Annotated in this window: 21 protein-coding genes; 13 read left to right on the top strand and 8 right to left on the bottom strand. The window is 40.8% G+C overall.

Features of this window, described 5'->3' with window-relative positions; translation table 11 throughout:
* Positions 1-64: 64 nt before the first annotated feature.
* Positions 65-1,189, top strand: coding sequence for an alpha/beta hydrolase (locus E0E36_RS23395; RefSeq protein WP_165447061.1), 1,125 nt, complete (start codon positions 65-67; stop codon positions 1,187-1,189).
* 148 nt (positions 1,190-1,337) lie between these two features.
* Positions 1,338-2,765 carry an amidase gene (locus E0E36_RS23400; protein WP_130857971.1) on the top strand — a complete coding sequence of 476 codons (1,428 nt, stop codon included), beginning with the start codon at positions 1,338-1,340 and terminating at the stop codon, positions 2,763-2,765.
* 62 nt (positions 2,766-2,827) lie between these two features.
* On the opposite strand, the gene E0E36_RS23405 is transcribed toward E0E36_RS23400, so the two are convergent.
* Positions 2,828-3,418: a Crp/Fnr family transcriptional regulator gene (locus tag E0E36_RS23405; RefSeq protein ID WP_130857972.1), complete on the bottom strand. Its 591-nt coding sequence runs from the start codon at positions 3,416-3,418 to the stop codon at positions 2,828-2,830.
* A gap of 930 nt (positions 3,419-4,348) precedes the next feature.
* Here E0E36_RS23405 and E0E36_RS23410 point away from each other — a divergent pair.
* The 7 genes from E0E36_RS23410 to E0E36_RS23440 all read left to right on the top strand — a co-directional run bounded on the left by E0E36_RS23410 (position 4,349) and on the right by E0E36_RS23440 (position 9,517).
* Complete coding sequence (locus E0E36_RS23410; protein ID WP_130857973.1) at positions 4,349-4,543, top strand: hypothetical protein; 195 nt, start codon at positions 4,349-4,351, stop codon at positions 4,541-4,543.
* The gene (locus E0E36_RS28435) at positions 4,543-4,704 is read left to right on the top strand and encodes a type II toxin-antitoxin system YafQ family toxin (protein WP_130857974.1); all 162 of its coding nucleotides are present in this window, start codon (positions 4,543-4,545) and stop codon (positions 4,702-4,704) included. Before E0E36_RS23410 ends, E0E36_RS28435 begins: the two co-directional genes overlap by 1 nt.
* Before the next feature lie 660 nt (positions 4,705-5,364).
* Complete coding sequence (locus E0E36_RS23420; protein WP_130857975.1) at positions 5,365-5,946, top strand: Crp/Fnr family transcriptional regulator; 582 nt, start codon at positions 5,365-5,367, stop codon at positions 5,944-5,946.
* 94 nt (positions 5,947-6,040) lie between these two features.
* Positions 6,041-6,922, top strand: a complete 882-nt coding sequence (locus tag E0E36_RS23425) for an NmrA/HSCARG family protein (RefSeq protein ID WP_130857976.1) — start codon at positions 6,041-6,043, stop codon at positions 6,920-6,922.
* Positions 6,923-7,364: 442 nt separating this feature from the next.
* The gene (locus E0E36_RS23430; RefSeq protein WP_130857977.1) at positions 7,365-8,240 is read left to right on the top strand and encodes a DUF808 domain-containing protein; all 876 of its coding nucleotides are present in this window, start codon (positions 7,365-7,367) and stop codon (positions 8,238-8,240) included.
* A gap of 160 nt (positions 8,241-8,400) precedes the next feature.
* Positions 8,401-8,829, top strand: a complete 429-nt coding sequence (locus E0E36_RS23435; RefSeq protein ID WP_130857978.1) for a DoxX family protein — start codon at positions 8,401-8,403, stop codon at positions 8,827-8,829.
* Positions 8,830-8,935: 106 nt separating this feature from the next.
* The gene (locus E0E36_RS23440; RefSeq protein WP_013663531.1) at positions 8,936-9,517 is read left to right on the top strand and encodes a helix-turn-helix domain-containing protein; all 582 of its coding nucleotides are present in this window, start codon (positions 8,936-8,938) and stop codon (positions 9,515-9,517) included.
* Between the two features lie 168 nt (positions 9,518-9,685).
* Here the strand turns inward: E0E36_RS23440 and E0E36_RS23450 are convergent, their stop codons facing one another.
* The gene (locus E0E36_RS23450; protein ID WP_130857980.1) at positions 9,686-10,672 is read right to left on the bottom strand and encodes a GlxA family transcriptional regulator; all 987 of its coding nucleotides are present in this window, start codon (positions 10,670-10,672) and stop codon (positions 9,686-9,688) included.
* A 378-nt stretch (positions 10,673-11,050) separates the two neighbouring features.
* On the opposite strand from E0E36_RS23450, the gene E0E36_RS23455 reads away from it, so the two are divergent.
* On the top strand, positions 11,051-11,653 hold the full coding sequence (locus E0E36_RS23455) for a DinB family protein (RefSeq protein ID WP_130857981.1): 603 nt from the start codon (positions 11,051-11,053) through the stop codon (positions 11,651-11,653).
* Between the two features lie 66 nt (positions 11,654-11,719).
* On the opposite strand, the gene E0E36_RS23460 is transcribed toward E0E36_RS23455, so the two are convergent.
* Both E0E36_RS23460 and E0E36_RS23465 read right to left on the bottom strand, forming a co-directional pair.
* Positions 11,720-13,153, bottom strand: coding sequence for a Gfo/Idh/MocA family oxidoreductase (locus tag E0E36_RS23460; RefSeq protein ID WP_130857982.1), 1,434 nt, complete (start codon positions 13,151-13,153; stop codon positions 11,720-11,722).
* A gap of 241 nt (positions 13,154-13,394) precedes the next feature.
* Positions 13,395-13,856, bottom strand: a complete 462-nt coding sequence (locus E0E36_RS23465; protein ID WP_130857983.1) for a DUF4268 domain-containing protein — start codon at positions 13,854-13,856, stop codon at positions 13,395-13,397.
* 211 nt (positions 13,857-14,067) lie between these two features.
* On the opposite strand from E0E36_RS23465, the gene E0E36_RS23470 reads away from it, so the two are divergent.
* Both E0E36_RS23470 and E0E36_RS23475 read left to right on the top strand, forming a co-directional pair.
* Positions 14,068-15,249 (top strand): cytochrome c3 family protein, encoded by a 1,182-nt coding sequence (locus tag E0E36_RS23470; RefSeq protein ID WP_130857984.1) that lies wholly within the window; start codon positions 14,068-14,070, stop codon positions 15,247-15,249.
* 294 nt (positions 15,250-15,543) lie between these two features.
* On the top strand, positions 15,544-17,217 hold the full coding sequence (locus E0E36_RS23475; RefSeq protein WP_013663524.1) for a right-handed parallel beta-helix repeat-containing protein: 1,674 nt from the start codon (positions 15,544-15,546) through the stop codon (positions 17,215-17,217).
* Here the strand turns inward: E0E36_RS23475 and E0E36_RS23480 are convergent.
* From E0E36_RS23480 to E0E36_RS23495, 4 genes are all read right to left on the bottom strand, one after another.
* Positions 17,191-17,613: a secondary thiamine-phosphate synthase enzyme YjbQ gene (locus E0E36_RS23480; RefSeq protein WP_130857985.1), complete on the bottom strand. Its 423-nt coding sequence runs from the start codon at positions 17,611-17,613 to the stop codon at positions 17,191-17,193. The two genes, E0E36_RS23475 and E0E36_RS23480, sit on opposite strands and share 27 nt — an antisense overlap.
* A gap of 54 nt (positions 17,614-17,667) precedes the next feature.
* Positions 17,668-18,198 carry a YfiT family bacillithiol transferase gene (locus tag E0E36_RS23485; protein WP_130857986.1) on the bottom strand — a complete coding sequence of 177 codons (531 nt, stop codon included), beginning with the start codon at positions 18,196-18,198 and terminating at the stop codon, positions 17,668-17,670.
* Positions 18,199-18,308: 110 nt separating this feature from the next.
* Positions 18,309-19,478, bottom strand: coding sequence for an MFS transporter (locus E0E36_RS23490; protein ID WP_130857987.1), 1,170 nt, complete (start codon positions 19,476-19,478; stop codon positions 18,309-18,311).
* Positions 19,479-19,572: 94 nt separating this feature from the next.
* The gene (locus E0E36_RS23495; protein WP_130857988.1) at positions 19,573-21,021 is read right to left on the bottom strand and encodes an alanine/glycine:cation symporter family protein; all 1,449 of its coding nucleotides are present in this window, start codon (positions 21,019-21,021) and stop codon (positions 19,573-19,575) included.
* Positions 21,022-21,394: 373 nt separating this feature from the next.
* On the opposite strand from E0E36_RS23495, the gene E0E36_RS23500 reads away from it, so the two are divergent.
* Positions 21,395-25,006 carry a PAS domain-containing hybrid sensor histidine kinase/response regulator gene (locus E0E36_RS23500; protein ID WP_130857989.1) on the top strand — a complete coding sequence of 1,204 codons (3,612 nt, stop codon included), beginning with the start codon at positions 21,395-21,397 and terminating at the stop codon, positions 25,004-25,006.
* The last annotated feature ends 158 nt before the right edge of the window (positions 25,007-25,164 follow it).

Here is a 25,164-nt window from a genome sequence, read left to right on the forward strand (position 1 = left end):
ACGGGATCTCTCATACGGATGGCGTATCTGTACAAATACTTCAACAACTCTAAATTTAGACCGTATGAATAAAATGATTGTAATGGCTGTAGCCGCACCTTTACTACTTTTAAATGCCTGTAAACCCGGGCATATCCCTGACAGCGGAAAGGATATATCAGCGACACCCGTTAGCCCCGCAGCCAATACAGTTGCCAATATCAGGCCAAAAGGGCCAAGGCCTGACTGGGCTCCCAATATCAGGCCGCAGATGCAGGCCGTTATTGAAAAACTGGGGAGTTATGGCGACAGGCCAATACTTTCGCTAAGCCCGGCCGAGGCAAGAAAAAATCATACCATGAGTGATGCTGTGCGGGACCTTCTCCACGAATACCATATGCCGCAGCCGGTATATAATATCACTACTGAAAAGAAAACCATCAAGGTTGACGGAGGTACGGTGCCAATTACGATATATACGCCGAAAAACAAGAAGGCGGCCATGCCTATTATCGTTTACTTCCACGCGGGCGGTTTCGTACTTGCAAGTATTGAAGCCTATGCCGCATCTGCAAATATTCTCGCTGAGAAAGTAGGTGCTATCGTTATTTCAGTAGGCTATAGGCTAGCCCCGGAACATACTTTCCCTACAGTCCATGAAGACGCATATGCAGCCTATCTCTGGGCTATAGAAAATGGTGCATCCATAAACGGTAATCCAAACGATATAGCCCTTGTAGGCGAAAGTGCCGGAGGCAACCTTGCCATTGCAACGGCTGTCAAGGCGCGGGGTAACGGAATAATGCTACCAAAAGGGGTTATTTCCATATACCCCATCTCTGGTACAGATACTCAAACACCATCCTATCTTAAAAATGCAAATGTGAAGCCGCTGAGCAAGCCACTGATGGAATGGCTTAATGAAAAGTATATCAAAAAAAAGCTGATGCCAAAGATAACCCGGCTAAATCTTATTGCAGCCGATTTAAGGGGCCTGCCGCCAACTACCGTAATTACAGCAGAAATAGACCCGCTGCTGAGTGAGGATCTATTGCTGATTGAAAAATTAAATGAAGCGGGGGTCACAACATACAGCAGCCATTATGAGGGGGTTACCCACCAGTTTTTCGGTTTTGGCGCTATTATTCTGGAAGCGCAGGATGCCGAAGATTATGCTGCCAGCCAATTAAAAAAGGTATTTGGGCAATAAGGGCCATCCCTCCGTGATGCAAAAGTTGTGACAAATGTCAATTTGCAATTGTGTCATCTGACTTCGTTTATAAGCTACTGGATTACTGAACTTTGTAATAGTTAATTGAAACAACAACCCGTTATTTTTAACTTAAATCAAATTTTATATGGAATCACATAATGTAAACACTAACCCGATTTTTTATCAGGATGCAACCACACTTGCGGAAATGATACGCAATAAGGAAATATCTCCCGTAGCGGTTATACAGGCACATCTTGACCGTATAGAGCAGCTTAATCCCGTAGTAAATGCGGTGGTTACTGTATCTGGCGGCGCAATCGAAGCGGCAAAAAAAGCTGAAGAAGCTGTAATGAGGGGAGACACACTGGGGCCGTTACACGGGGTTCCTTTTACGGCCAAAGATTCTATCGATACTGCGGACATACTGACCCAGCGTGGTTCGCCAATATTTAAAGGGCGCCAGCCTGCCACTGACGCGACCACCGTGGCAAGGATGAGGAACGCCGGAGGGATTTTAATTGCCAAGACAAACCTGCCAGAATTTTCATACTGGATTGAGAGCGATAATTTACTTAGTGGCAGGTCTAATAACCCATGGGACCTTAGCCGTACCCCCGGAGGATCCAGCGGTGGGGAATCAGCAGCGATTGCAGCCGGAATGTCACCACTCGGGCTTGGTACCGACCTGGCCATATCGGTAAGGGGGCCTGCTGCCCAGACGGGTATTGTGTCGCTTAAGGCAACACATGGGCGGATTCCGATGACAGGCATTTGGCCAAGGGCACCACGCCGTTTTTGGGATGTGGGCCCGATGGCGCGCAGCATCCGGGACCTTGCTCTGTCTTTTGCCCAGCTTTACGGGCCTGACGGAAAAGACGCATTCTCGTCCAGTACAATACCATTCGATGCAGGCATCATCCACTCCCCATACCGTCCACTTCGCATCGGATGGATGACCGGGCCGGGGTTCGGGCCGGTTGACCCTGAAGTTGCGTCCACTGTAAAAGCAGCGGCAGAAGCTTTAAAAGATTTAGGATTTCTGATTGAGCACGTAGGGATACCGGCACTGGAAAAGGACTTTGCACTTGATGTTTTTAACCGCCTGCATACTATGGAAATGAAACCCGCCTTTAGGGAGGCAGTCGCAGGGCGAAGCGATAAGGAAATCTATAAAATGGCGAAAACAATGTTGGCCCTGCCCGATGTTTCTGTTGAAGAATATATACAGGCAGAACAGGCAGCAGAAAATATAAGGGATGGCTTTGCCGGCTACTTTCAGAGTTACGATGCGTTGATTACACAGGTTTTACCCATACCCGCTTACAAACACGGGCTGGAAGAATTTATTATTGAAGGGCAAAAAGTTGATGCTACCTATCTACAGGGTGCAACTGTTCCTTTAAACATAACGGGCCTGCCGGGTATCGTTATGCGATTTGGGACAAGTAGCGGGGGCATGCCAATCAATGTGCAGATTGTTGGCAGCTGGTCAGCCGAATCAACTATTTTGTATATTGCCTCACAATTGGAAAAAGTCAGCCCTGTCCGCAATTTACATCCCCTGCTATAGCCGGGAGGGATAAGAAATGCTCCAGGATGACCCGTAGTGCATCACTAAGTTAAAACGCACAGTTAATTTCCTTTAGTAGGCTTGGTAAGCTCTTTCCTGACACGGCTTAATGTTTCCCTGGAAATCCCAAGATAGGACGCCACCATATGTAAAGGTACTTTATTGAAAACGGTTGGATAGGTTTTCTGGAACTCTAAATACCTTTCCTCCGCTGATCCGCTGATGAGCCAATAGATACGTTGTTGGCTGGTCTCAAAAGCTTTCATGATAAGCCGTTCATAAAATAGCTTTAAAGCCGGGATGGCCTGCAATAATTCATCCCACTGTGCCTTATCCCAAAGGATAATAGTACTGGCAGAGAGTGCCTCAATGTTGTATCCGGAAGGGCGTTCATAATTATAGCTCTCTGGATCGGTCATCCACCAGTTCTCAATACCAAACCGCACGGTGTGATCGGTCCCGTTTTTATCATAGCGATACAGCCTGAAACACCCGCTGGCGATAAAGCACATGCTCTTCCAAACTTCGCCCTCATTGTGGATGGGCTGCCATTTACGGATATTTTTGATGGTACAGGATGAGCATATAATAGCCATATCCTGTTCAGAAATGTCAGCAGACTCGCGAAGATATTTTTCGAAAATTTCAAACATAGAGACCAAAGATAAGGAAATACCTCGAACCACAGCCTGCCCTTTAAACACTTTCAGGGGCATTCGTATCCCTGGAAGCCGTGTGCGGGACTAAAGACCTCAGCTATGAAACGTAATAAAAATTAAGAGCATGAAAACAGAAACTGAAAAAACCACTATATTACCTTCAGTCCGGCTTATTGGCCGAAATAATAAAGAAGCATGAAATCATCACAGTAGATGTTGTTCAGGATCAAATCGACCGTATTAAAGAAATAAACCCAACGATCATTGCGGTCGTTACCCTGAACTAAGAGGGCGCGAAACAAATGGCGGCTCTCGCCGACCGGGTGATTAGCGATGGAGAGAGTGTCGGTTCTTCCCCACCTTTGATGGAAAAGCTATGAGATCAAGCATCTGGATTCGTTTTAATATTAATGAATGCCACCAAAATAATCTTCAATTCCCGTGACAACAGGTTCTGGGTCATTTCTGTAGATAACCAGATCAATAGGCTTAATAATAACGTGCAAAGCACACAAAAAGGGAGTGCTTGTCCAAATTGTTGTCTGGTATCTTCCAGGATACAGAGCTATTACACCAGAAAGTTTAATGATCTTCTCTCGTTTGGAAAATCCTCGAAAATATTTCTTACAGCCCGTTAGTTTTATTGCTTCACCAATGAATGTCAATTAAAGGTATTTAGCAAAAGTTTCGACAATCCTTTTCGCTCATATCAAAGCAAAACAGAGAGGTTACAGGATAGACTAACATGGATATCTCCTTTTTTATGCGAATAAAAATCTGTGGCCTAAATTTTCATTTCTATATAAGGGATCCGGTAAAAGACTAGTGTATAATACGTGTTATATAAAATACTGAAAATCCGCTTTGGGTATAATCACTATTTATTTTTGTAACTTTGAACTAGTATCATTAAATGTGAGGATAATGGAAATCACGATAAAACTAGATAAGCGAAGCAAACAGGCAAAAGTATTCTATGAATACTTTAAAACACTTCCTTTTGTAGAGCTTGAAGAACCCCGTTACAATAAAGATACTAAAAAAGCGATAAAAGAGGCTAAATCGGGCAAGACAACCAAGACCACACTTCAGGATTTCAGGAAAGAACTTTATTCGTAATGTATCGGCTTGAACAAACAGGAAAGTTCAAAAAAGATATTAAACTCGCTAAAAAGCGCGGCTTGGAAATGCGGCTTCTTGATGAAGTCGTTACCCAACTGGTTGAAAAAGGTACACTGCCGAAAAAAAACGAACCCCAAAAATTGAGCGATTTACTTTAAGTCTCGTTTTCAATTTTTAAAATAAAGAGCGTAATTTATATTGATGTTGACATATGGGACGGCGAATTAAGATGTGGTGCAATTCATTTTACAGACCCCTTGTCATAGATAACAAATAATATTCTAAATAATAATCCCTTAACGATTCGAGGAATTTGCTTTAACCAGCAATTCTCTTCAAATCTTCTAAAAAGAGGTTCGATATCCTTCCCCTAGGGTCTACAAGGGAAAGATTCAAAACGAATCTTTCCCTTTTTTGTTGTTTCCCTCTTGTTTATCAAAATAAAATTTAATGCTTTATTGAGTTGGGCGGTTCGATATCCCGCTCCATTAAAAGGCACCTTTTCAAGGTACATCAAACCGATGTTTTGGGCCTCTTCTCCATGCGGGGCAACGCCATCCCTGTCGACTATGCCTCGCTATAATCTGCTTTTATACAATGTGCACTTTATTTGGTTAATAAAAAATCATGAAGGTAATGAGTGTAATAGATATGTGTACGAAATATAAAAAAGTTATACAAAGCCATATGGACGAATTATGACAATTCCAGCATAAAATGCTTAAAAACACTATTTATAGGAGTTGATGGAAAGATGCTTGACATCCTTGCATACAGAAGATTATCGCGTATATTTGAGAGTTGTAAGGAATTCGAAAATGAGGACAAAACCATTAATAGACTATTTCGAAAATCTCCTTCCTTTAAATGAAGAAGAGAAGTCTATCGTGGAAGAAGCTTTTAAGGAGCGAAGCGTTAAACGAAGGCATTTTATCCTTCAAAAAGGCGATATATGTAAGCATCATACGTTCGTAGTTGAGGGCTGTTTCAGAATGTACATGGTTGACGAAAAAGGGAAGGAATACAATTTGCAATTTGCTATTGAGAATTGGTGGATTACGGATATTGGCAGCTTCTATTCGGAAGAGCCAAGTAAACTATACATAGAAGCCTTGGAGAATTCGACCGTCCTTCAATTAGGAAAGGAGGACCAGATCAAACTCTTTGATGATAATATAAAATTTAACCGAATTTTCAGAGTCCTGACAGAAAATGCGCTGATAAGTGCTCATCGGAGAATCCTACAAAATATTAGTTCCACCGCGGAGGAGCGTTACCTCGACTTTTTAAAAATGTCTCCCCATTTTTTTAATCGTATCTCTAACGTTCAAATTGCCTCCTATCTAGGTGTAACGCCGGAGTTCCTTAGTACCATCCGAAATAAGATTGTCAAATCTTAATCTACCTTAAGGCTCTTTCTTAAACTACCTTATAGGTGAATGCAGTTCATCTCCCTCATCTTTGTAGCATAGTTAATCTTTAAAAACATTCAAGATGGAAAAGAAAATAATTGCCGTCGTTGGTGCGACTGGTCTACAAGGAAAAGGAGTCGTAAATGCATTAATTAAGGAGGGTTCTTTCAAAGTTAGAGCAATTACCCGAAACCCGGATAAATATCAAGGTAAGGCTGATGACGTGGTACAAGGTGATTTAATGGACCGTGAATCATTAACTCATGCCTTCCAAAATACTCACGGGGTATTTGTGGTTACTAACTTTTGGGAAGGAGCCGATGAATTGGCACAAGGAAACACGGCTATTGAGGCTGCAAAAAATGCTAATGTGAATCACTTCGTTTGGTCAACGTTACCAAACGTTGAAAAAATCAGTAACGGTCAGTTTTATGTTCCTCAATTTACAGGAAAAGCAAAAGTTGATGAATTAGTAAAAAATGCAGGATTTGCAAATTATACATTCGTTCAGCCACCCTTTTACTTTCAAAACTTCAAAGGTCACACAGCACCACAGCGGCAACAAGACGGCTCTATTGGGTGGACCTTACCCATCGACCCAACTAAGAAAGTAATTCACATGGCAGATATTAGCGACTTGGGAAAAGTAGTTGCAGGAGCGTTTTTAAATCCCAAAAAAGTAGGGAATGGCAGTTATTTGCCATTAGCGGCCGAATTAAATAGCTTCAATGATGTTTTGGAAGCTTTTAAAGCTAATGGAAAAGAATACACCTTCAATCAAGTTCCTGCTCAGGTGTTTTCCAGCTTCTTTGAGGGAGCAGAAGGAGTGGCGCAGCTGTTAGCCTATTTTGAGTCTTACACCTATATGGGGCCAGATACGGACGCCTCAATTCAAATGGCTAAAGAAATTTCAACGGAGCCGTTTACGACACTTCATGAATGGATTAAATTAAACGCGTTTTAAAATGAAAAGATTATTTTTCTTTCTACTGCTTGTATATTTGACCGTTAATATTTCATTCTGCGCGGAGTTTGACGTCTTGCCACAATAGCAATTGCAGCTAAAACGTATCTCAAACCAGTGAGTGATTCGGTGAATTAGGAAAAAGGAAGTTTGTAAATTCTGATAAATAGATTAATAGTAAGTAGGTTCGATTCCCCTACGGGCTACAAGGGAAAGATTCAAAACGAATCTTTCCCTTTTTTGTTGTTTCTTCTAATTGAAAGAATTAAAAGGTGTTTGTTTTTAAAGGTAATAGAACGCCATATTTTCATTATGATGAATGGTTGTCCGAAAAGATCCTCGGCGTATGGGCGAGATGAGGCAAGTTGTAGCTCGCGCCTAATATTGGTTAACCAAGAATTGAATTTAATTTATATTTTTATAGCTTTATAGACAAACACATATGGCATCAGGTTTTTTTGCGATTTTAGATGATATAGCTTCATTGATGGACGATGTTGCGGTAACCAGTAAAATAGCAACGCGTAAAACAGCCGGTATATTGGGCGACGATTTAGCAGTCAATGCCGAAAAAGCGACGGGCTTTCTTTCAACACGTGAATTACCGGTGCTGTGGGCTATTACGAAAGGTTCTTTGATCAACAAGCTCATTATTGTTCCAATTGCATTGACCTTAAATGTGTTTTTTCCCATTGCGATAAAAGTATTCCTGGTGTTGGGCGGCATTTATTTAGCATTTGAAGGTGCTGAAAAAATAGTTGAGTACTTTTTTCATCGAAAGAAGCCGGGACATGAGGTAATTGAGGAACGTGAAGAAAAAAATGGAGATGTTGAAAAAGCAAAAATTAAATCCGCCATCACTACCGATTTCATTCTTTCAATAGAGATTGTAATTATAGCATTAGGTGCTGTTTTAGATAGAAGTCTAACCATCCAAATTTTAACCGTTTCGGTTGTAGCTCTTTTGGCAACCATAGGAGTTTATGGCATCGTTGCGCTCATTGTTAGGATGGATGACACGGGGTACAGGTTAATCAAGTATTCCAATGATAAGGGATTATGGTCGACGCTTGGGCACTTATTGGTTAAGTCGCTCCCCTTGGTTATCAAGTTCTTGAGTGTGATTGGTACAATCGCCCTTATATTGGTTTCAGGTGGTATCTTTGTTCACAATATTGAATATTTGCACCATATTTTGCCGAACATACCATCCATTCTCAAAGAATTTGTAATTGGGTTAGCAGTAGGCTTAATCGCAGTGGGAATTTTTACGGTCGCTAAAAGGATGTTTTCTTCCGGAACAGCCACCAATCACTGATCCTATACATAAAGCCAATTGGATTGAAGTGGATTCGTTGCATAGCATGTTTTTTTGAATTATATGGCATTTCTTGTTGATAATCAACTAAATATTTATATTTGTCTTGAGGTTGCGTAACAGTTATGCACCTGTTTTTTCACCTTTACCTTCTTAAATTATGATCTCAACAACTAAAACACAGCGTCTTTTCAGGGTGTTATTAGGATTGCTTTTGTTATTTACAGGTACCGGACACCTCACTTGGTTACATATCCCATTCCGTGCACAAGTACCTTCCTGGCTACCATTAGATCCCGATTTAGTCGTCAATTTATCGGGCGCAGTGGAGATTTTGCTTGGTATTGCATTGCTGTTTTGGGTGTCAAAACAAGTGCCGATAGGATGGTTAACCGCTTTGTTTTTCCTGCTAATTTTTCCGGGGAACCTCCAGCAGTATTTAACCCATGCGGACGCTTTTGGTTTAAACAGTGATTTTTTACGGTTATTACGTCTTTGCCTACATCCGCTGCTTATTATATGGCCTCTCTGGAGTACCGGTGCTTGGATTGCTCGGAAGCAACACAATACGGCTATACATAATCGGTGATCGGCTAAAAATATTTTAGTCTAAATAGTTTATTGTCATTTGTTATAGACAGGAAGCTCTGATATATTTGTAGTCATTACATCATCAAGTATAACAAGCTGTCTAAATGAAGGACGATATTTTAATACAAATAGGCAATCAAATCAAAGAACGACGTAAGAATAAAGGAATTACCGTTCAGGAACTAGCTGACAGAGCTTCGGTAAGTAAAGGACTGATATCGCAAATAGAAAATAACCGCGTCATCCCTTCCTTGATGGTGTTGATTGAAATCATCAAATCTTTGGATGTTGATTTGAACATTTTTTTTAAGGATATCGGTGTCAACAAAAACAATAAGACAATTCTGATAAAGAAAAAGGACGAGTATAGCCATTTTGAAAAAGAGGAAGCGATCGGGTTTCACTATCACCGAATTTTCACCAGAAATATTAAAAACTCAACGGTTGATATTGTTTTACTGGAACTAGAGCCCAATGCTTCAAGACCAATGGTAGAAACACTGGCTTTTGAATATAAGTATATCTTATCCGGCGAAATCGAATATAAATTCGAACAGGAAAGTGTCCTTTTGAGTGCAGGAGATTCGCTATTATTCGACGGTAGGATTCCTCATACCCCCAAAAACATCGGATCTTATAAGGCGGTTATGCTGGTGGTTTATTTTTTCGAAGAAGATATGGCGTAACGAGGAGGATTTTTCTTCAGTTTCCTCTTTTCCTAGTCGTACGATTTCTCCTTTTACCAGTGTAATCGGGTTTGAGTAGGGTGTTTTATAGGGTTTCAGCGTTTTATATTTCTTCTCCATTCTACTTAATCGCTGGTGACGCTATTGCTTCTAGCGAACGTTGGTTCGTTAAGAAAGAACAATAGATTCCTTGTTATATTTATTACGGTATTCAATCGGAGACAAACCGGTGATTTTTTTAAAGGTCGAACGGAAAGCTTTTGTGTCGGAATAACCAATTTCGTACATCAACTCACTTACCGTTTTTCTACTTGTTTCCAATTCTTTTTTTGCAGCTTCCATTTTTACCCGCTGTATATATTCTGTTACTGTATTGCTGGTTGCTTTCTTAAACCGTCTTTCCAAGCTTCTACGTCCGAGAGCAAGCATGTCTGCCAGTTGATCAACAGTTATTTTTTCCTGGAAATTTTTTTCAATAAACTCCTGGGCTTTAATAATCAGATCGTCTTCATGTTCCTTCTGCCCTTTAAACATAATGAAAGGTGATTGACTATATCGATCAATGTCGATCATAAACGTTTTGGCAATCAGTACAGCAATTTCTCTTCCAGCATGTTTCTCTACTAAATATAAGAGTAGGTTAGTATAAGAATAAGCGCCACCGCTTGTATAGATTCCACGATCTTCGGTCATAATTTTATCGTCAACGAGCCTTGCGTTCGGATATTGCTGTCTAAACTGGTTGGCAAATCGCCAATGTGTTGCGCATTGTTTGCCGTCTAATAGACCCGTTGCGGCCAAAAAGAAAGCGCCGACGCAAAAACTAGCTAATTCGGCACCTTGCATGTACTGTTTGACAACCCAGGGAATAAAGGCCGCATTAAGCTTGAGCGCATTTTCCAGATCACCCAGCATAGCGGGAATAATGATCAGGTCTGTTTTGCTTACCTCTCCTATAAGATGATCCGGTTTAATCGTATACACACCGTTTCGTTGGCTGGCATTCGGGTTAATCCCAACCAGTTTAATGTCGAAAAGAGGGGGTCTACCAACTCGAACAAAGCATTCGTTTACTTCTGAGAAAATCTGGTGCGTGCCTTCAATGTTAGTGATACTGGTGTGTCCTTCGGGAATCAGGATCGATATGTGTTTCATGACCTAAGATTGTTTGTTTTCTAATTGGTTTTTGCTTAATAACGCAAATATAAACGGTAATATTGTCGCAATCAACCACTTTGTGTTATTTTGTGCAATATGCTTATTCGTCTATTCCACACCCTGATTTTGTCGTTTTTCACCTCCGTTATTTAATGAATTCTGCATAACTTTGACTTATTAAAGTGTTATTTCGGCGGTCAAACGCGAGGTGGAAATTATTTATTCTGTTTTGATCTGAAGTAACGCTCAGATGCCAAATTAAAAACCATACAATATACTTATAAATCTGAGTCAACGCTCAGCGGAGAAGAATAGATAGCACCTATTTACCGATAGTAGGTAGGGAAGTTTAAACACATAAAACAAATTACTCCAATGAAAAAATCAATTATTTTGATCGCCTTTTTACTGTTTGTCTTAGAGGCGGCAAAAGCAACGGATAACGCGAAAGATTCGTTGCTGACTGTTTTTAAACAGTCGGAAACTCGCTTGTTTAATGACGTCGCCGGGTTAAGCGAACAACAAGTAAACTTCAAAGCAGATACCGCTAGCTGGTCTATAGGGCAATGCCTTGAACACATTACCAAAACAGAACATATGCTTTTAGGTATGGTGCAGGATTTGATGAAGCAGCCGGCCAATCCTGAAAAACGTACAGCATTAAAGGGCACGGATAGTGATGTGATTGGTATGATGCAGAATAGAACGCAGAAATTTAAAGCACCTGAACCTTTACAGCCCGACAAACAATCCTATCAATTGACCAAAGTGTTGGACGATTTCAAGAAACAACGTGCAATTACATTAGACTTTATTAAGAATACGCCACTTGACGACTTACGAAATCACCTAACCATTACACCCGCCAAAGAATACGCCGATGCATACCGGATGCTTTTGTATATAGCGGGGCATAGTTTAAGACACACTGAACAGATAGAAGAAGTGAAGGGCGCAAGCACCTTTCCAAAAAAGTAATATATGAAGGGAGGGTGTCTTCTATGTTCGTATATGTAACAATTCTCAGACACCCTCTACATAAATTTACACTTTGTAATAATCCTCCCAGCCTTTTCTTGGCGGCGGCCCTACAAGTAGCTCGTTCGCGGTTTTGTTATTGGTTATCACCTTTTTGTCACGATCAAACAATAATTTCGTGTTTAGCTGTTGTGCTAATACACCTAAACAAAGTACTTGACTTAGTGGGCCCGCAATATGGAATGGCGAACGAGTTTGTTCTTCCCCTTTACAGGCCAGTAAAAAGTTCTTGAAATGGTTTGACGGGCTGATGGGGACTTCCGGTAATTTTGACGCCATTTCTTTCGCTTTTTCTTCCGGAATAATGGATAAGGTGCTCCCGTGCGAACCTCCCTTAAAGGTCAGTTCCTTACTATAGATAATTTTACCGGGATTAAGCTTGGCGGGTTCGATTTTTCCTGTACTTGGCGGTGGGATATTCGGATCCAATCCCGAAACACCGTATCCCTCCGGAATGGGAGGTAAATTGTTTACACCATCGTACCAAGTAATCTCTAGCGCAGGCATTTTCTTCCGCTTCGGAAATTTGAAAGATAGTGTTGATGCTTGCGGAAAAAAGAAATCATTATGGCCTTCGAGTTTAATGGCGTTTACTTCTTCAGGTAGCCCTAGGTTTAGAAACTGGTGCGCTGTATCCAGAATGTGTGCCCCCCAGTCCCCCAGCGCTCCAAGGCCAAAATCATACCAGCAACGCCACTGTCCATTTACATAATCATGATTGTAGTTGTGAAAAGGTCTAGTGGTAAGCCATTTATCCCAGTCTAGCGTTTCCGGAATAGGTTCGGCAGACGGCAGTGCACTGATATTCGTGTCCCAGCCATGCCAACGGCGCGGAGAATTCATATGCGCTGTGATTGCCGTTACATCTTTTATAATACCGGCTTCAACCCAAGCCTTAAACTGGAAATAGTTTGCTTCAGAATGGCCTTGGTTGCCCATTTGTGTTACTACTTTAGGGTATTTATCCGCAGCTTTCATCAGTAACTCGCATTCATTGAATGTTCTTGCCATTGGCTTTTCTACGTATACATGAATACCGCGAGCCATCGCCTCCATGCATATTGGGAAATGCGAAAAATCGGGTACGCCCACGGAAACCGCTTCAATTTGGCCTCCCATTTTATCGAACATTTCACGGAAGTCCTTAAAGCGCGGCACGTCCGGAAATTGTTGTAAGGTTTTTAGCGTATGGGGAGCGCCCATATCAACGTCGCATAGTGCAACCATGTTTGCTAAACCGGTGCTATAAAGTGCTTGAATGATCTCGCCACCCCGATTGCCTATGCCGCAACAGGCTAGATTTACCCTTTCGCTCGCCTTGGCGCGTTTTATTGGGGCGAAAGAATTGGCGTGTAAGATAGTAGGCGCAACGGCAGCGGCGGCAGATAACATCATTGCCTTCCTGAGAAATAACCTTCTTGAAACGTCTTTTGAATTCATGTTTTTTAATCGGTTAGACCTTCCTGTGCGTTTAATAACAAATACACATAAAAGGTTCTGTACTCTATTTTTATTGTATTAGTTTATCAGTAAGCTGATACCATTTAGTGTCAACCAGGTATCAATGCGAATTCGATTCGAAAGATAAGCTTTTGTGAGACAAATGTGAAAAGCTAAAATGTAACCTTTATGTTATGTGAATTTCGTAGACATACGGCTTAAAGGAGACATGCGAGGGATTTTATTTCAGTGCCTCAAAACTATCCTTAACCATATTCCAAAACTCGTCCAGCGCGATGATTCTCGGTTTAAAAAATGAAATCAAGGTTGGCCAATCTGCTTGGTTAAATACGCTCACAGGATCAATTTGGCAGTATATTCTGCTTATGATTTTTCCGTGCTCGTCTTCCGTATGCAATTTCCAGGACCAAGTTTCATTCAAGTATCCTTCCAGTATCTTTTTGAATTCCTTAAACTGCTCAAAGAACAGTTCCTGTATTCCTATATCCGGATGGTTGATTTCAATAGCGATATAGGCTTCTTTTTTGCCAGCATCCATTTTAAAATATAGATGCTTAAAACCCGTTTTGTAGTTGATCCAATTTATCTTCATTCCTTCCGACGAGGGTACGGAAGCCATGTATTGCCCAAAGGTGGTCCAAAAAGACTGTTTTAATTTAGAGGCTTCTTCTTTAGAATACAAAATGTCAAAATTAAACCTTTACTGTTGATTGCAAAAATACGTTTTCCATTGGTTATTAGGAACTAACTATCGGACTATTTGACAGCTTGCTTCTGTTTTTCCTTGCTATCACAAAAACCGGACTTGCAGTATATGCCATGAAATCCGTATCTTCCCAAGCGTTTCGAGCAAATGCAAAGCGATGAATCCATCGGAATAAAGACTAAACAACATGCTAACAGGCCAATTGAACCGCAAACAGCTTATTGCCATTCTCTTTTTGGGCGTGTCTCTATTAATTGCCATAGTGCAATGTACAGAGCAGGAATCGGGTGATGTACGTGGTAAAAAATATGCCAATCGTACGAGCTGTGTGCAATGTCATAATGATATCGCTCAAAACTATCTTCATAATGCACATTTCAATACCAGTAAAGAATTACACACGCCCTCTGCTACAGATAGCATGGGACTAGAGGAGAACGTATACGTGTTTAACGAGAAGACCAAGGTAGGTGTTGAGAAGCGAGCAGACGGTTTATATCAAGTAGCTTACGTAAATGGAGAAAACGTGAAAGAAGAGCGAACAGCCATGGTCTTTGGTGCGGGCAAAAGCGCCTATACGTTCGCATTTTGGTACGGGAATAAGTTGATGCAAATGCCCTTGAATTACCTCGTTCCCGAACATGAATGGGTTAACAGCCCGGGATTTCCCACCGAGCAGATATATTTTGGTAGGGCTATTATTACGCGATGCTTGGAGTGTCATAGCTCCTTTGTGCAGTCTAAAATTATCGCTTCTGCGAACTTTCAACAGGAAGAAGAGTTTCTTAAAAATTCATTGATTGCGGGGATCGATTGTCAACGTTGCCATGGGCCGGCCGCAGAACATGTGCAATTCCACCAAGAACATCCCAACGAGAAGGAAGCTAAATATATGGTCAAATATCAAGAATTATCCCGTTCACAAAAAGTCGATATGTGTGGTGTTTGCCATTCGGGTACTAATTTGAAAATGTTGAACTCGACCTTTTTCTTTAAGCCCGGAGATACGATTAACAATTTACCGGAGTATACGAGTTATACCGGCGAAGATCCAGATGTTCATGGTAAACAAAAGCAATTGTTAATGGCCAGCAAATGTTATAAACTTAGCAATATGGATTGTGGTAGTTGCCATCAGACACACACTAACCTAAGCCCTGACCTGGCTGTCTATTCGCAGACTTGCTTGCAATGCCATCAAAAGATAAAGCATCCGTCATTGGATGAAAAGGCGTTACATCTTGCCAAAGATAACTGTATTGATTGCCACATGCCCGTCAAAGTCTCAAAAAGTATTGGTTTTCAAAGAAGTGCGAGCAAGGAAAAGATTCCATATAAACAACGAACGCATCGGATTGCGGTATATTGATGTTTTGGTCAATATTTTACTCACTTGTTGACCAGAATCCATTTTTTTATCTGCCTGCCTTAGACAATGAGGTTTTTAGAGCCGTTCGGGCTTGTGAATCCAAAACCGTGTAACGAAGTAGCCTCTGTGCTTAGGCATAAGGATAGCATGTATTAAAAAACCATTAGAAATGTAGTGCTAATGTCATTGTTTAATCTTTTTCGTATGAAATTAAAATAATAATTACATTACTCAGTTATAGAAAATAATAGTATATTGCGTTCACGATAAGATACTTACATAAAAAGCGAATTCATGAATAGATTATTAGCCGTAACGCTGTTTTTTTTATCAATGGTGTTAAACTTTCATACGGGTTTAGGTCAAGAAAAGAAAAAAACGAAAAGTGTACAGACAAAAAGAACAAAAATAGAAGATGATGATACAAGATTTATACAATCGTTAATAGATAAAGCGAAACCTGGAGATACCATAAAGTTGGCGAAGCGAATTTACCATGTACGTTCTTTGCAGCTGAAAAGTGGTGTTAGTGTCCATACCCTGGGCACTTTGAAACAGATCAAGCCAGATAGCGCAGAAAACTTTACCATGGGGAAACAGTATTCGGAGCATCCGCTCTTTTACGGTAATAAGGTAAAAGGCTTGTCCCTTCGCTTCAACGCATTTACTTATGGAGAGGCCGTTCGTTTGGATAATGCTGAGAACATAACGATTCAAGACGTGGTCGCTTTTGGCGATTCCACAAAACTTTATTCTTTTTCCGGTATTTATTTGTTTCGCAGTAAAAATATCAATATAGAAAATGCCGAATTGGCTTATTATGGAATGCCGAGAAAAAGTCCCAATTATTACCAACGGGGTACCGGCATTCGCCTTCAAACGTGTAGCGATGTAACCATCAATGAAAATCGTATTCATCACAATGGCGAGAACGGTGTCTTTCTGCACAGCTGTGCGAACATTACCCTTAATCGGAATAAGATCAGCCATAACGGAATGAGTGGTATTCAGGTAGCCTTTGGAAGCGTTGGACTTGAAAATACGTATCAAATTACAAATAATTTGATTTTTGCTAATGCAGCTGATGCAATCGATATTAATAATCCGGATATATCGAGGCAAATAAATTTAGCGGCCCTTATAGAAGGCAACACGAGTTATGATAATGGATGGGTAAAAGGTGAAAAGACACGGGACGGTTCTGGTATCGCTACATTGGTGGGGCTCAAAAATATCATGGTCCGAAATAATAAATCGAATCGGAGTAATCGGCCAGCTGTTTATCTTCGGGACTGTGATGCAGTTCAGGTGATTAACAACAATGCCGATAATTTTGCTGAAATCGTAGGAAGCCAAGGGCAAATCCATTTATATAAAAATACCTTTGCCGGCTTACGGTTATTGTCTGATTTGAAGGCTAAAAAATTGATGCTTGATTCCAATAATATTCGATATTTAGCAATACCAAACGGAATTATGGTTGATAGTTTAGTGTTTTTAGCGAACGATCTAAAAGGTAATATCAATGTAAATATGAGTGGTCAACTCATATTTAAAGATAATGTTTTATCAAGTAGTTCTCCTAGAGGAGGTATTTCTTTATGGAAAGTTAATGGAGCCGTTTTATCCGGCAATGAAATATCTGCCAATAAAAGTGACGCTTTGTATGTGCATAATGAGGCCATGAATGTTGTTATTGAAGCGAATAAAATACGTTCTTCAACCGTGTGCATCAAAGACGCTGGTTCCCAGCAGTTGAAAATTATCAAAAATACTCTTGCTTCTGATACTTCCAATCGTTCGACATCGACCTTGATATCGACCAATCCGAAAGATTTAACCCTGAGTAACAATACCTATTACTTGGGTGAGAAAGAGGCAGAGCGGGCCGTGGAATTTGAGGGAGAAGGAACCGTTTTTATAGACGGAGAGACGCATAAATTATTCACCCCAGACGGTAATAATTAAGTTTCTCGGTGTTGCGTGGTCACGATGTTCGCATAAATAAATCCCTTGCCAGGTCCCTAGGGCCAACTCGCCCTGACGAATTGGTATTAAAATTGAACTGCCCAATATAGAGGCCTTTAAGTGCGCCGGCATGTCGTCCGGGCCTTCATAATCGTGCATATAATCCGGATCATTTTCCGGTACGGTTTTATTGAAAAAAGTTTCAAAATCACCTCTAACCGTTGGGTCAGCATTTTCATTGATAGTTAGCGAGGCCGACGTGTGCTGTATAAATACCTGGCACATTCCTGATCGAAATTCCCGAATGCCTGGAACTGCCTCTATAATCGATGGCGTAATAAGATGAAAACCACGCCTTTTACGAGGAATCTGTATTTCTTGTTGGAATATTTTCATGTTGAAACAATTTTTCTTTTAATCCATGAGCGTCTCTTGGCTACGGTGTGAACGCTACCAGCCTCTTCTGCTCTTAAGGGTTGTTATATGCGCTAAATGATGGTTGCAATGCCATGCATAAAGTCCGATGTTTTCGTCTAAGGCATATGTTCTGCCACTTTGGGGATGGATAAAAGTTCGCTTCAGATCGTCTGCCTTTAACGATTTTAATAATACCACCCATCGCTTATGTAATCCTTTTAATAAAAGCAGAGAAGGTTCGATTGCCAGACTTTTTGCGTCCGCTAATTCGGCCCAACGGTCTTCATAATAAGGCTTGATGACAGGCGTATCCTCCGTTAGGCTTAGTTTAAAGCGCACGAAGCTGTTTACATGGCTATCAGCGCAATGATGGACCACTTGTCTTATGGTCCATCCCCCTGGTCGATAAGGGGTGTCTAATTGCTCATTACTCAATTGCATTACTTCTGCGGCAAGCCGTTCCGGAAAAGTTTCAATGATGTCTATATAATCAGCTATCTGTTCTTTACTAATGATTTCAGGCCTTTGAAAAGTGCCGACGGGAAATTTTAATTGATCCTCCATTTTTTCTGCTGTTGTTTAACAAACTTAGGTAAAATGCGTGCTATTTACGAAATTGAATTGTACAATGACATTATCTTTTGCTTACCATACGCTCGGTTGAAGACCGGCCATCAATGAGCCTCTTGTCTTTGATTATAACGCCGTTTAACTAGATACAGCAAGGCAAGGCCGGCTATTCCCGCTGCTAAGAAGATTAAGCGAGGGATCATCGTTAATCGATCTTGATAAAACCAACCGGAGCAGAGAGCTCCGATGCCAATCCCTACTTCGAGCGCTATATACATGGTTGCCATGGCTTTTCCTCGATGAGCCGGGTTGCTTAAATCCACTGTCCATGCATTGGTTGCCGGTGATAACAAACCGGTTGCAATACCGTAGATAAACGAACCGATCAATAAGCCCGGTACCGATTGAAATGAACCTATGATGGATAAGGAAATAATAAGAACGATAAGGCCAATCGTAATAATCGTTGTTCTGCCATATCTGTCAGATGTTTTTCCCGCTACGAAGCGAATCAGTAAAGAAGAAACGGTAAAGACCATAAAGAACAACCCCTTATTTTTTAAGCCGATATACTCGCTCCAGTCCGGAATCAACGTAAGTATAGTGCCATAAGCAAAATAGGATAGCAAGGTCACAAAAGCTGCTGGAAACACACGTAAATCGATGATGTCGTTTTTTGTGATCTTAATTGATTGCGAGGAGAAGCGTTGTTTTTTTGCTAATGTCTCTTTCAAATTAAGTAAGATGCCAATGGAAAGAAAGGCCAGGAGAGAGGAGCAGTAAAAAAGCGTGTCTATTGAATAACTCGCTGTAATGGCGCTGCCGATAGCAGGACCAATGGCCATACCCGTACTAAAAAATAACCCGTGAATACCAAGAGCCTCTCCCCATCGCGAAGAAGGAGCGATGTCGGCTACATAGGCTGCTGTAGCGGTTGGCTTAAAGCCCGTGGAAAAGCCATGCAATAAGCGTAGGAATAAAAAACCGGAAACACTGCTCAAGATAGGGTAAAGAAATCCACATATAAAGCAAACGCTTGAGCCTACCGCCATAACGGGCACGCGTCCTATTGTATCAGTGAGTTTACCACTAAAGGGTCTTGAAATCCCTGCCGTTAACGTAAATAATGCTATAATTAATCCTTTATATTCTGCTCCTCCTATACTGCTTAAGTACGATGGTAGTTCGGGTATCAGCATGTTGAAACTCGCCGAAAACAAAAGTGAGCTTGAACAAAGCAACCAGAAATTTAGCGTGTATAGCTTTTGCTCCATTAATTGATATACCGTTTGTGTTCGATAAGTGAAGGTTGCAAAGATACATATCCTAGCGCTTAAGGAACAAAACAAGTGCTATTCGTAACAATTGCTATTTGGATTCATGTCCCTGATTCCTCGACATCCAAAAATCAACACGATCAATTCCCAGCTTCTCCGGGTCAAATATGGGTTCCTTCGTTCTCTTCCGCTGCTCCTCGTAATCTTTCAACAATTTGAGTGCAGGTTTGCGTAATAAAAGGATCGCTATAATATTTAACCAAGCCATCAGTCCTACGCCGATATCGCCTAAAGTCCAGGCCAATTTAGCAGTTTTTATCGATCCGTAGTAGGTTGCTGCTAAAAATAGGACCCGCAATAGCATAAGCATCCATTTTTTTTCAGTTCTTTTAAGCAGGTAACTGAGGTTTGTTTCAGCGATATAATAATAAGCCATGATCGTTGTGAAGGCAAAAAACAAAAGAGAGACAGCGACAAATCCTGAACCCATAGACGGGAAGTGGGCATTAATCGCCTGTTGTGTAAAGGCAGGACCTTCTTCAACGCCTGGTAGATTTTCGACTAGGAAGCCTCCCGACGGACTCTTTACATTGTATTTTCCTGTGAAGAGAATCATGAATGCTGTAGCTGTGCAAACGAACAAAGTATCAACATACACAGAAAAAGCTTGCACCAAACCTTGTGTAGCGGGGTGCTTCGTTTCAGCAGCTGCTGCAGCATGAGGAGCCGTGCCTTGGCCAGCTTCGTTGGAATAAATCCCTCGCTTTACACCCCAGGCAACCGCCATGCCAAATATGCCGCTGAAAGCTTGCTCTGTCCCGAATGCAGAACGGATGATAAGCATAAACATATCCGGTACCTGCTTGATATGTAATGCTATAATAATTACGGCCATTAAAATGTATGCGCCTGCCATAAAAGGTACTACGAACTCAGCTACTTTTCCAATGCGTTTAACGCCGCCGAATATAATGAGTGCTAATAACGATACAACAATCAATCCGGTAAGGTATTGAGGTATTTCAAAAGCGTGGAACGCACTCACGACGATACTGTTGCTCTGTACACCGGGAAGAAAAAGCGCTGTGCTGAAAATGGTAGCAATAGCGAAGAGTACGGCATACCATTTTATGCCCAAACCCTTTTCAATATAGTAGGCCGGGCCACCGCGATATTGCCCATCGATTTCACGTTTGTAAAGTTGACCGAGGGTAGCTTCTATATAGGCAGAAGCAGAGCCTAAAAAAGCGATAGCCCACATCCAAAAAATAGCTCCCGGACCACCCATGGCAATAGCTGTAGCTACACCTGCAATATTACCTGTACCAACCCTCCCCGATAGTGCAATGGCAAAAGCTTGAAATGAACTAACTCCTTGATCGGAAGATTTACTGCCAAATAGTAAACGTAACATTTCTTTGATCGATCTTAGTTGGACTAACCGCGTGCTGAAAGAAAAGTAAATTCCAGCTCCCAAGCACAGTACAATTAGAGCGTCACTCCAGATGATATTATTGATGTAATTGGCAATTTCCTCCATTTTATTATGCGTAAAGGTTAAGTAATTCTGTGAAAGCTGTAATGATAGAAAAAAAATGATACAATTAGTAATCTTTCTCTCTAAAATGTCGTTTGTTTAAAAAAAAAATCAGAATAGCCGTGCTTTATCTCAAGAAATAAAATGATTCATCAGTTGTATAGCTCAAATTTATAACAGTCAATCGGCTTAGTCTTTGGATAGTTTTAAACATCGAACTAAAAACAGGTGTAAACCATTCTTTTTCTCTAGGGAAGTACTAGCTAGAGAAACAACAGAAATCAAAAAAGTATCAAATAAATTTGACACGATGAAAATGTGATGAATTGTATTATCTTTAATAGAAAAACATACGGATTATTTGCAGCGCCAATTTATGAAAGGTTTTTTTGAGCAGTTGAAAACTAATTTAGGTTTGCGGGAAATCTTTCTTTCCAAGGAGCAAATGCTGACAGGTTTGGTGGATCTGTGCATGTTGCTGACAACGACCTACTTTGTTATATTCAGTTTATTGAGGAGCGTGCTGCTGGTCAGTTTTTTGGCTGTATTCTTAGTGTTTATCACTTGCTTTAGATGGTTAATACGGAAACGAAAGATTCGGATACAGTATGCAATTCATTTTTTGATTTTTATTATTACTTTTTGTCTGCTTGTTCCGTTAATGTATTTTACCGGCGGATTAAACTCCCCAATCACGTCTTGGCTTGCCCTACCTCCCTTGATATTTGTACTATTATTCGGAAATAGGAAAAATACACGTTGGTGGTTCGGTGTAATCCTTTTCATTCTAACTATTTTTACGCTTCTTTCTCAAAGTGAGTATGTTTTTCCAAATCTTATTGCACCGCATTTGCGCGATATACATTTATTTGTATCTACTGTCGGAGTGATCATCTGTATTTTCTTTATTGCTGTCATTGCCGAGCATTGGAAAAGAAATTTATTGAGCTCACTTGATCGTACAAAGAGAATGCTGGAAAAATCAAATGAAGCCGCTCGGATTGGTCAATGGGACATCAACTTCGGAGAAAATAGTATTCACTTGAGCAAATTTGCAGGAGAAATTTTTGGTTTAAAAGAGAATGAACTGTCTGTCAATGCGTTTTGTGGCCTAATAAAGGAGAAGGAACGTTTTCAATATCTTCTTGAGAAGCTCAAACAATCAAATCGCGATCAAGAGGGACGTATGGATGAGGTATTCTCCATTCTTTCATCCCGTCGATTGGAAGGATGGATCCGCTTCATTGGAATTCCGCTGTACAAGGGAGGGCAATGTATTGGTGCCTATGGATTAATACAAGATATTCATGAGCAAAAAAATACAGAATACAATCTGATAAAAGAGCGGCAACGCTTGAAGTACGTCTTGCAGGGTGCTAACCTAGGTACTTGGGAGTGGAATGTTCAGACAGACGAGATTTTATTTAATGAGCAATGGGCGGCGTTTTTAGGGTATGAGCTGATGGAGGTGCAGCCAATAACAGGGAGTGCCTTTCAGCGTTTTATTTATCCCGAGGATTTTGATAAGGCGAAGAATGCTATGGAGTCGTATTTTTCGGGAGAAACGGACATCTATCAGTGCGAAATGCGTATGATACATAAAGCGGGACATACGGTTTGGATGCTCGTGCAGGGAAAGATCTTGTCGTGGGATGATAAGGGCGCTCCGTTATGGATGTATGGTACGCATTTGGAAAACACCAAAGAAAAGCAATTACAAGAAAATTTGCGACGGAGCGAAAGTTATGCGCATTCACTGATAACCAGCATTCCGGATTTATTGTTTGTCTTAAGTAGGGATGGTGAATTTTTGGATTATAAATCGCATGAAAAGGATTTATATACCAAACCAAATCTGTTTCTCGGTAAAAACTTTAAAGATATTTTTCCTGCAAAACTGGGGCTATTAATCGAAGAAAAGATTGAACAGTCTATTCGTACTGATTCATTGGTCGAATTTACTTATAGCTTAATCTTGCATGAGCAGGAAAAGTATTATCGTGCACGCGTGGTCCCCTTCGAAGGAGATAAGATCATCGTTTTATGTAGAGATGATACGGTAAATTTCATTGCAGAAAGGGAACTGCGGGCGTTAAATGCAAAATTTAAGAGCATTGTCGATAATAGTCCTATTGGAATTGCGCTTGTTGAATATCAGACTGGTATTTTTCAGGAAGTGAATCCGGCAATTCCGATGTTTACCGGATATACGAGAGACGAGTTACTTCGGTTATCTTTTTCGGATATCACACCTAGAGCCTATCACGAAGCAGATAAGCTACAACTTAAGCAACTCCACAAGAACGGACGCTTTGATAACTATGAAAAGGAGTATCTTCGAAAGGATGGAAAGCGGGTTTGGGTTTCTGTTACCGGTGTCGCATTTACAGACGTAAACGGAGAAAAGAAAATCCTTACGATCGTTCAGGATATTTCTCAACAAAAAGAGCAGCAAAGGGCATTGAAGGCGGCCAAAGAGCAGGCGGAGATCGCAAACAATGCTAAGTCTGAATTTTTGGCTAACATGAGCCATGAGATGCGAACACCATTGAATGCAATTATTGGCTTTACCGACTTGTTATTAAAGAGTCCTTTGGGTGAAGCACAAAAAGAATATATGCGAGCGGTGTTTCAGTCCGGACAATCTTTGCTCGATTTGATAAATGATCTCCTGGACCTTTCTAAAATTGAGTCGGGAAAGCTTGATTTAGTGCTCGAATCGGTCGATCTCATTAAGCTGGCAAAGCAGGTTGTTGAAATATTAAAATATCAAGCAAATAAAAAGGGACTCGACTTTAATCTGATATTATCTCCCGAGCTACCCCCGTTGGTTTTGTCCGATGGTCAACGGTTGCGTCAAGTGCTCTTTAATCTATTGAGCAATGCACTGAAATTTACGGAAAGAGGAAGTGTTGACTTGGATATTCAAGTAGAACAACATCTTTCAGCGAAAGAAGTGATTATCCGTTTTTCCGTTACCGATACGGGAATAGGAATAGCGGAAGAGAACCGTGAGAAAATATTTGAAGCCTTTGTGCAGGAAAATTCATCCATTATTAAACGATTTGGTGGAACTGGCCTAGGATTAACCATCTCCAACAGGATACTTTCCTTAATGGGAAGCCAACTGAAATTGAGAAGTGAAACCGGAACCGGTAGTACTTTCTATTTCGATTTGTTGTTGACCTTGGTAGACACTGACCAGCCTTCGGAAGCTGAAAGGTCTTCTTTTACCGCGTCGGACAGCCAGTTGTTATGCGATGTTACCATTTTATTGGTTGAAGACAATTCAACTAACATGCTTTTGCTAAAGTCTTATTTTAATAATATTATTCCGCACGCAAAACTTTTAGAGGCCGGTGATGGGCAGAAAGCTTTGGAGTTGTTTAAAAAGTTTAAACCGCATCTTGTCATCACCGATTTGCAAATGCCTAAGATGAATGGTTTTGATCTGACCACGGGCATACGATCATTAAATGATGGAAGGGAGGTGCCCATTATTGCCTTAACTGCCGGTATTTTAAACGGCGAAAAGGAAAAATGTTTAGCTATCGGAATGAATGACTATTTAAGTAAACCTGTTTTACAAGATACCCTCCGAAGCATTGTAGAAAGGTGGCTGACAGAGGAACAAAAACAACTGATAACGTGTGTTGAGCAGAAGCCGGAAAACCTGGCGAATCTTGGCGAGCGTTTGTCGAAAGTATTAAATGTAAAAATAGAAGACGCTGTTGAAATCATCGAAGTCGCGAAACAGGCGCTTCGAGAATCTATAGTGGAGGTAGACTCCTTTTATAATCAGGCCGATATTAATGCAATAAAGCATACTGCGCATAAAATTCGAGCTACAGCACTTATGTTGGGCTTTTCCGCAATGCATAAAATTGCGTATGAAATAGAAACGGGCGACTTAACATTGCAGCAAATTCAAACAATGATTAACAAGCTAAAGCAAGAAATTCACTATGTATTGAGCTACCTTTTATAAGAACTTTTATTTATGGTTTCGAGCAAAGCTTAGACTAGGAGTATGGACGATTAGGGGTTAGCTGTTAGGTACATTAAGCTTGAAGGGCTGGTAGCTGCGATTTTTCGTTTGAGCTTTAGCATATATTAACTAAATTGCACTCCTACAAACTGATCAAT

It is taken from the genome of Olivibacter jilunii (assembly GCF_900607235.1).
Classification (GTDB): Bacteria; Bacteroidota; Bacteroidia; order Sphingobacteriales; family Sphingobacteriaceae; genus Olivibacter; species Olivibacter oleidegradans.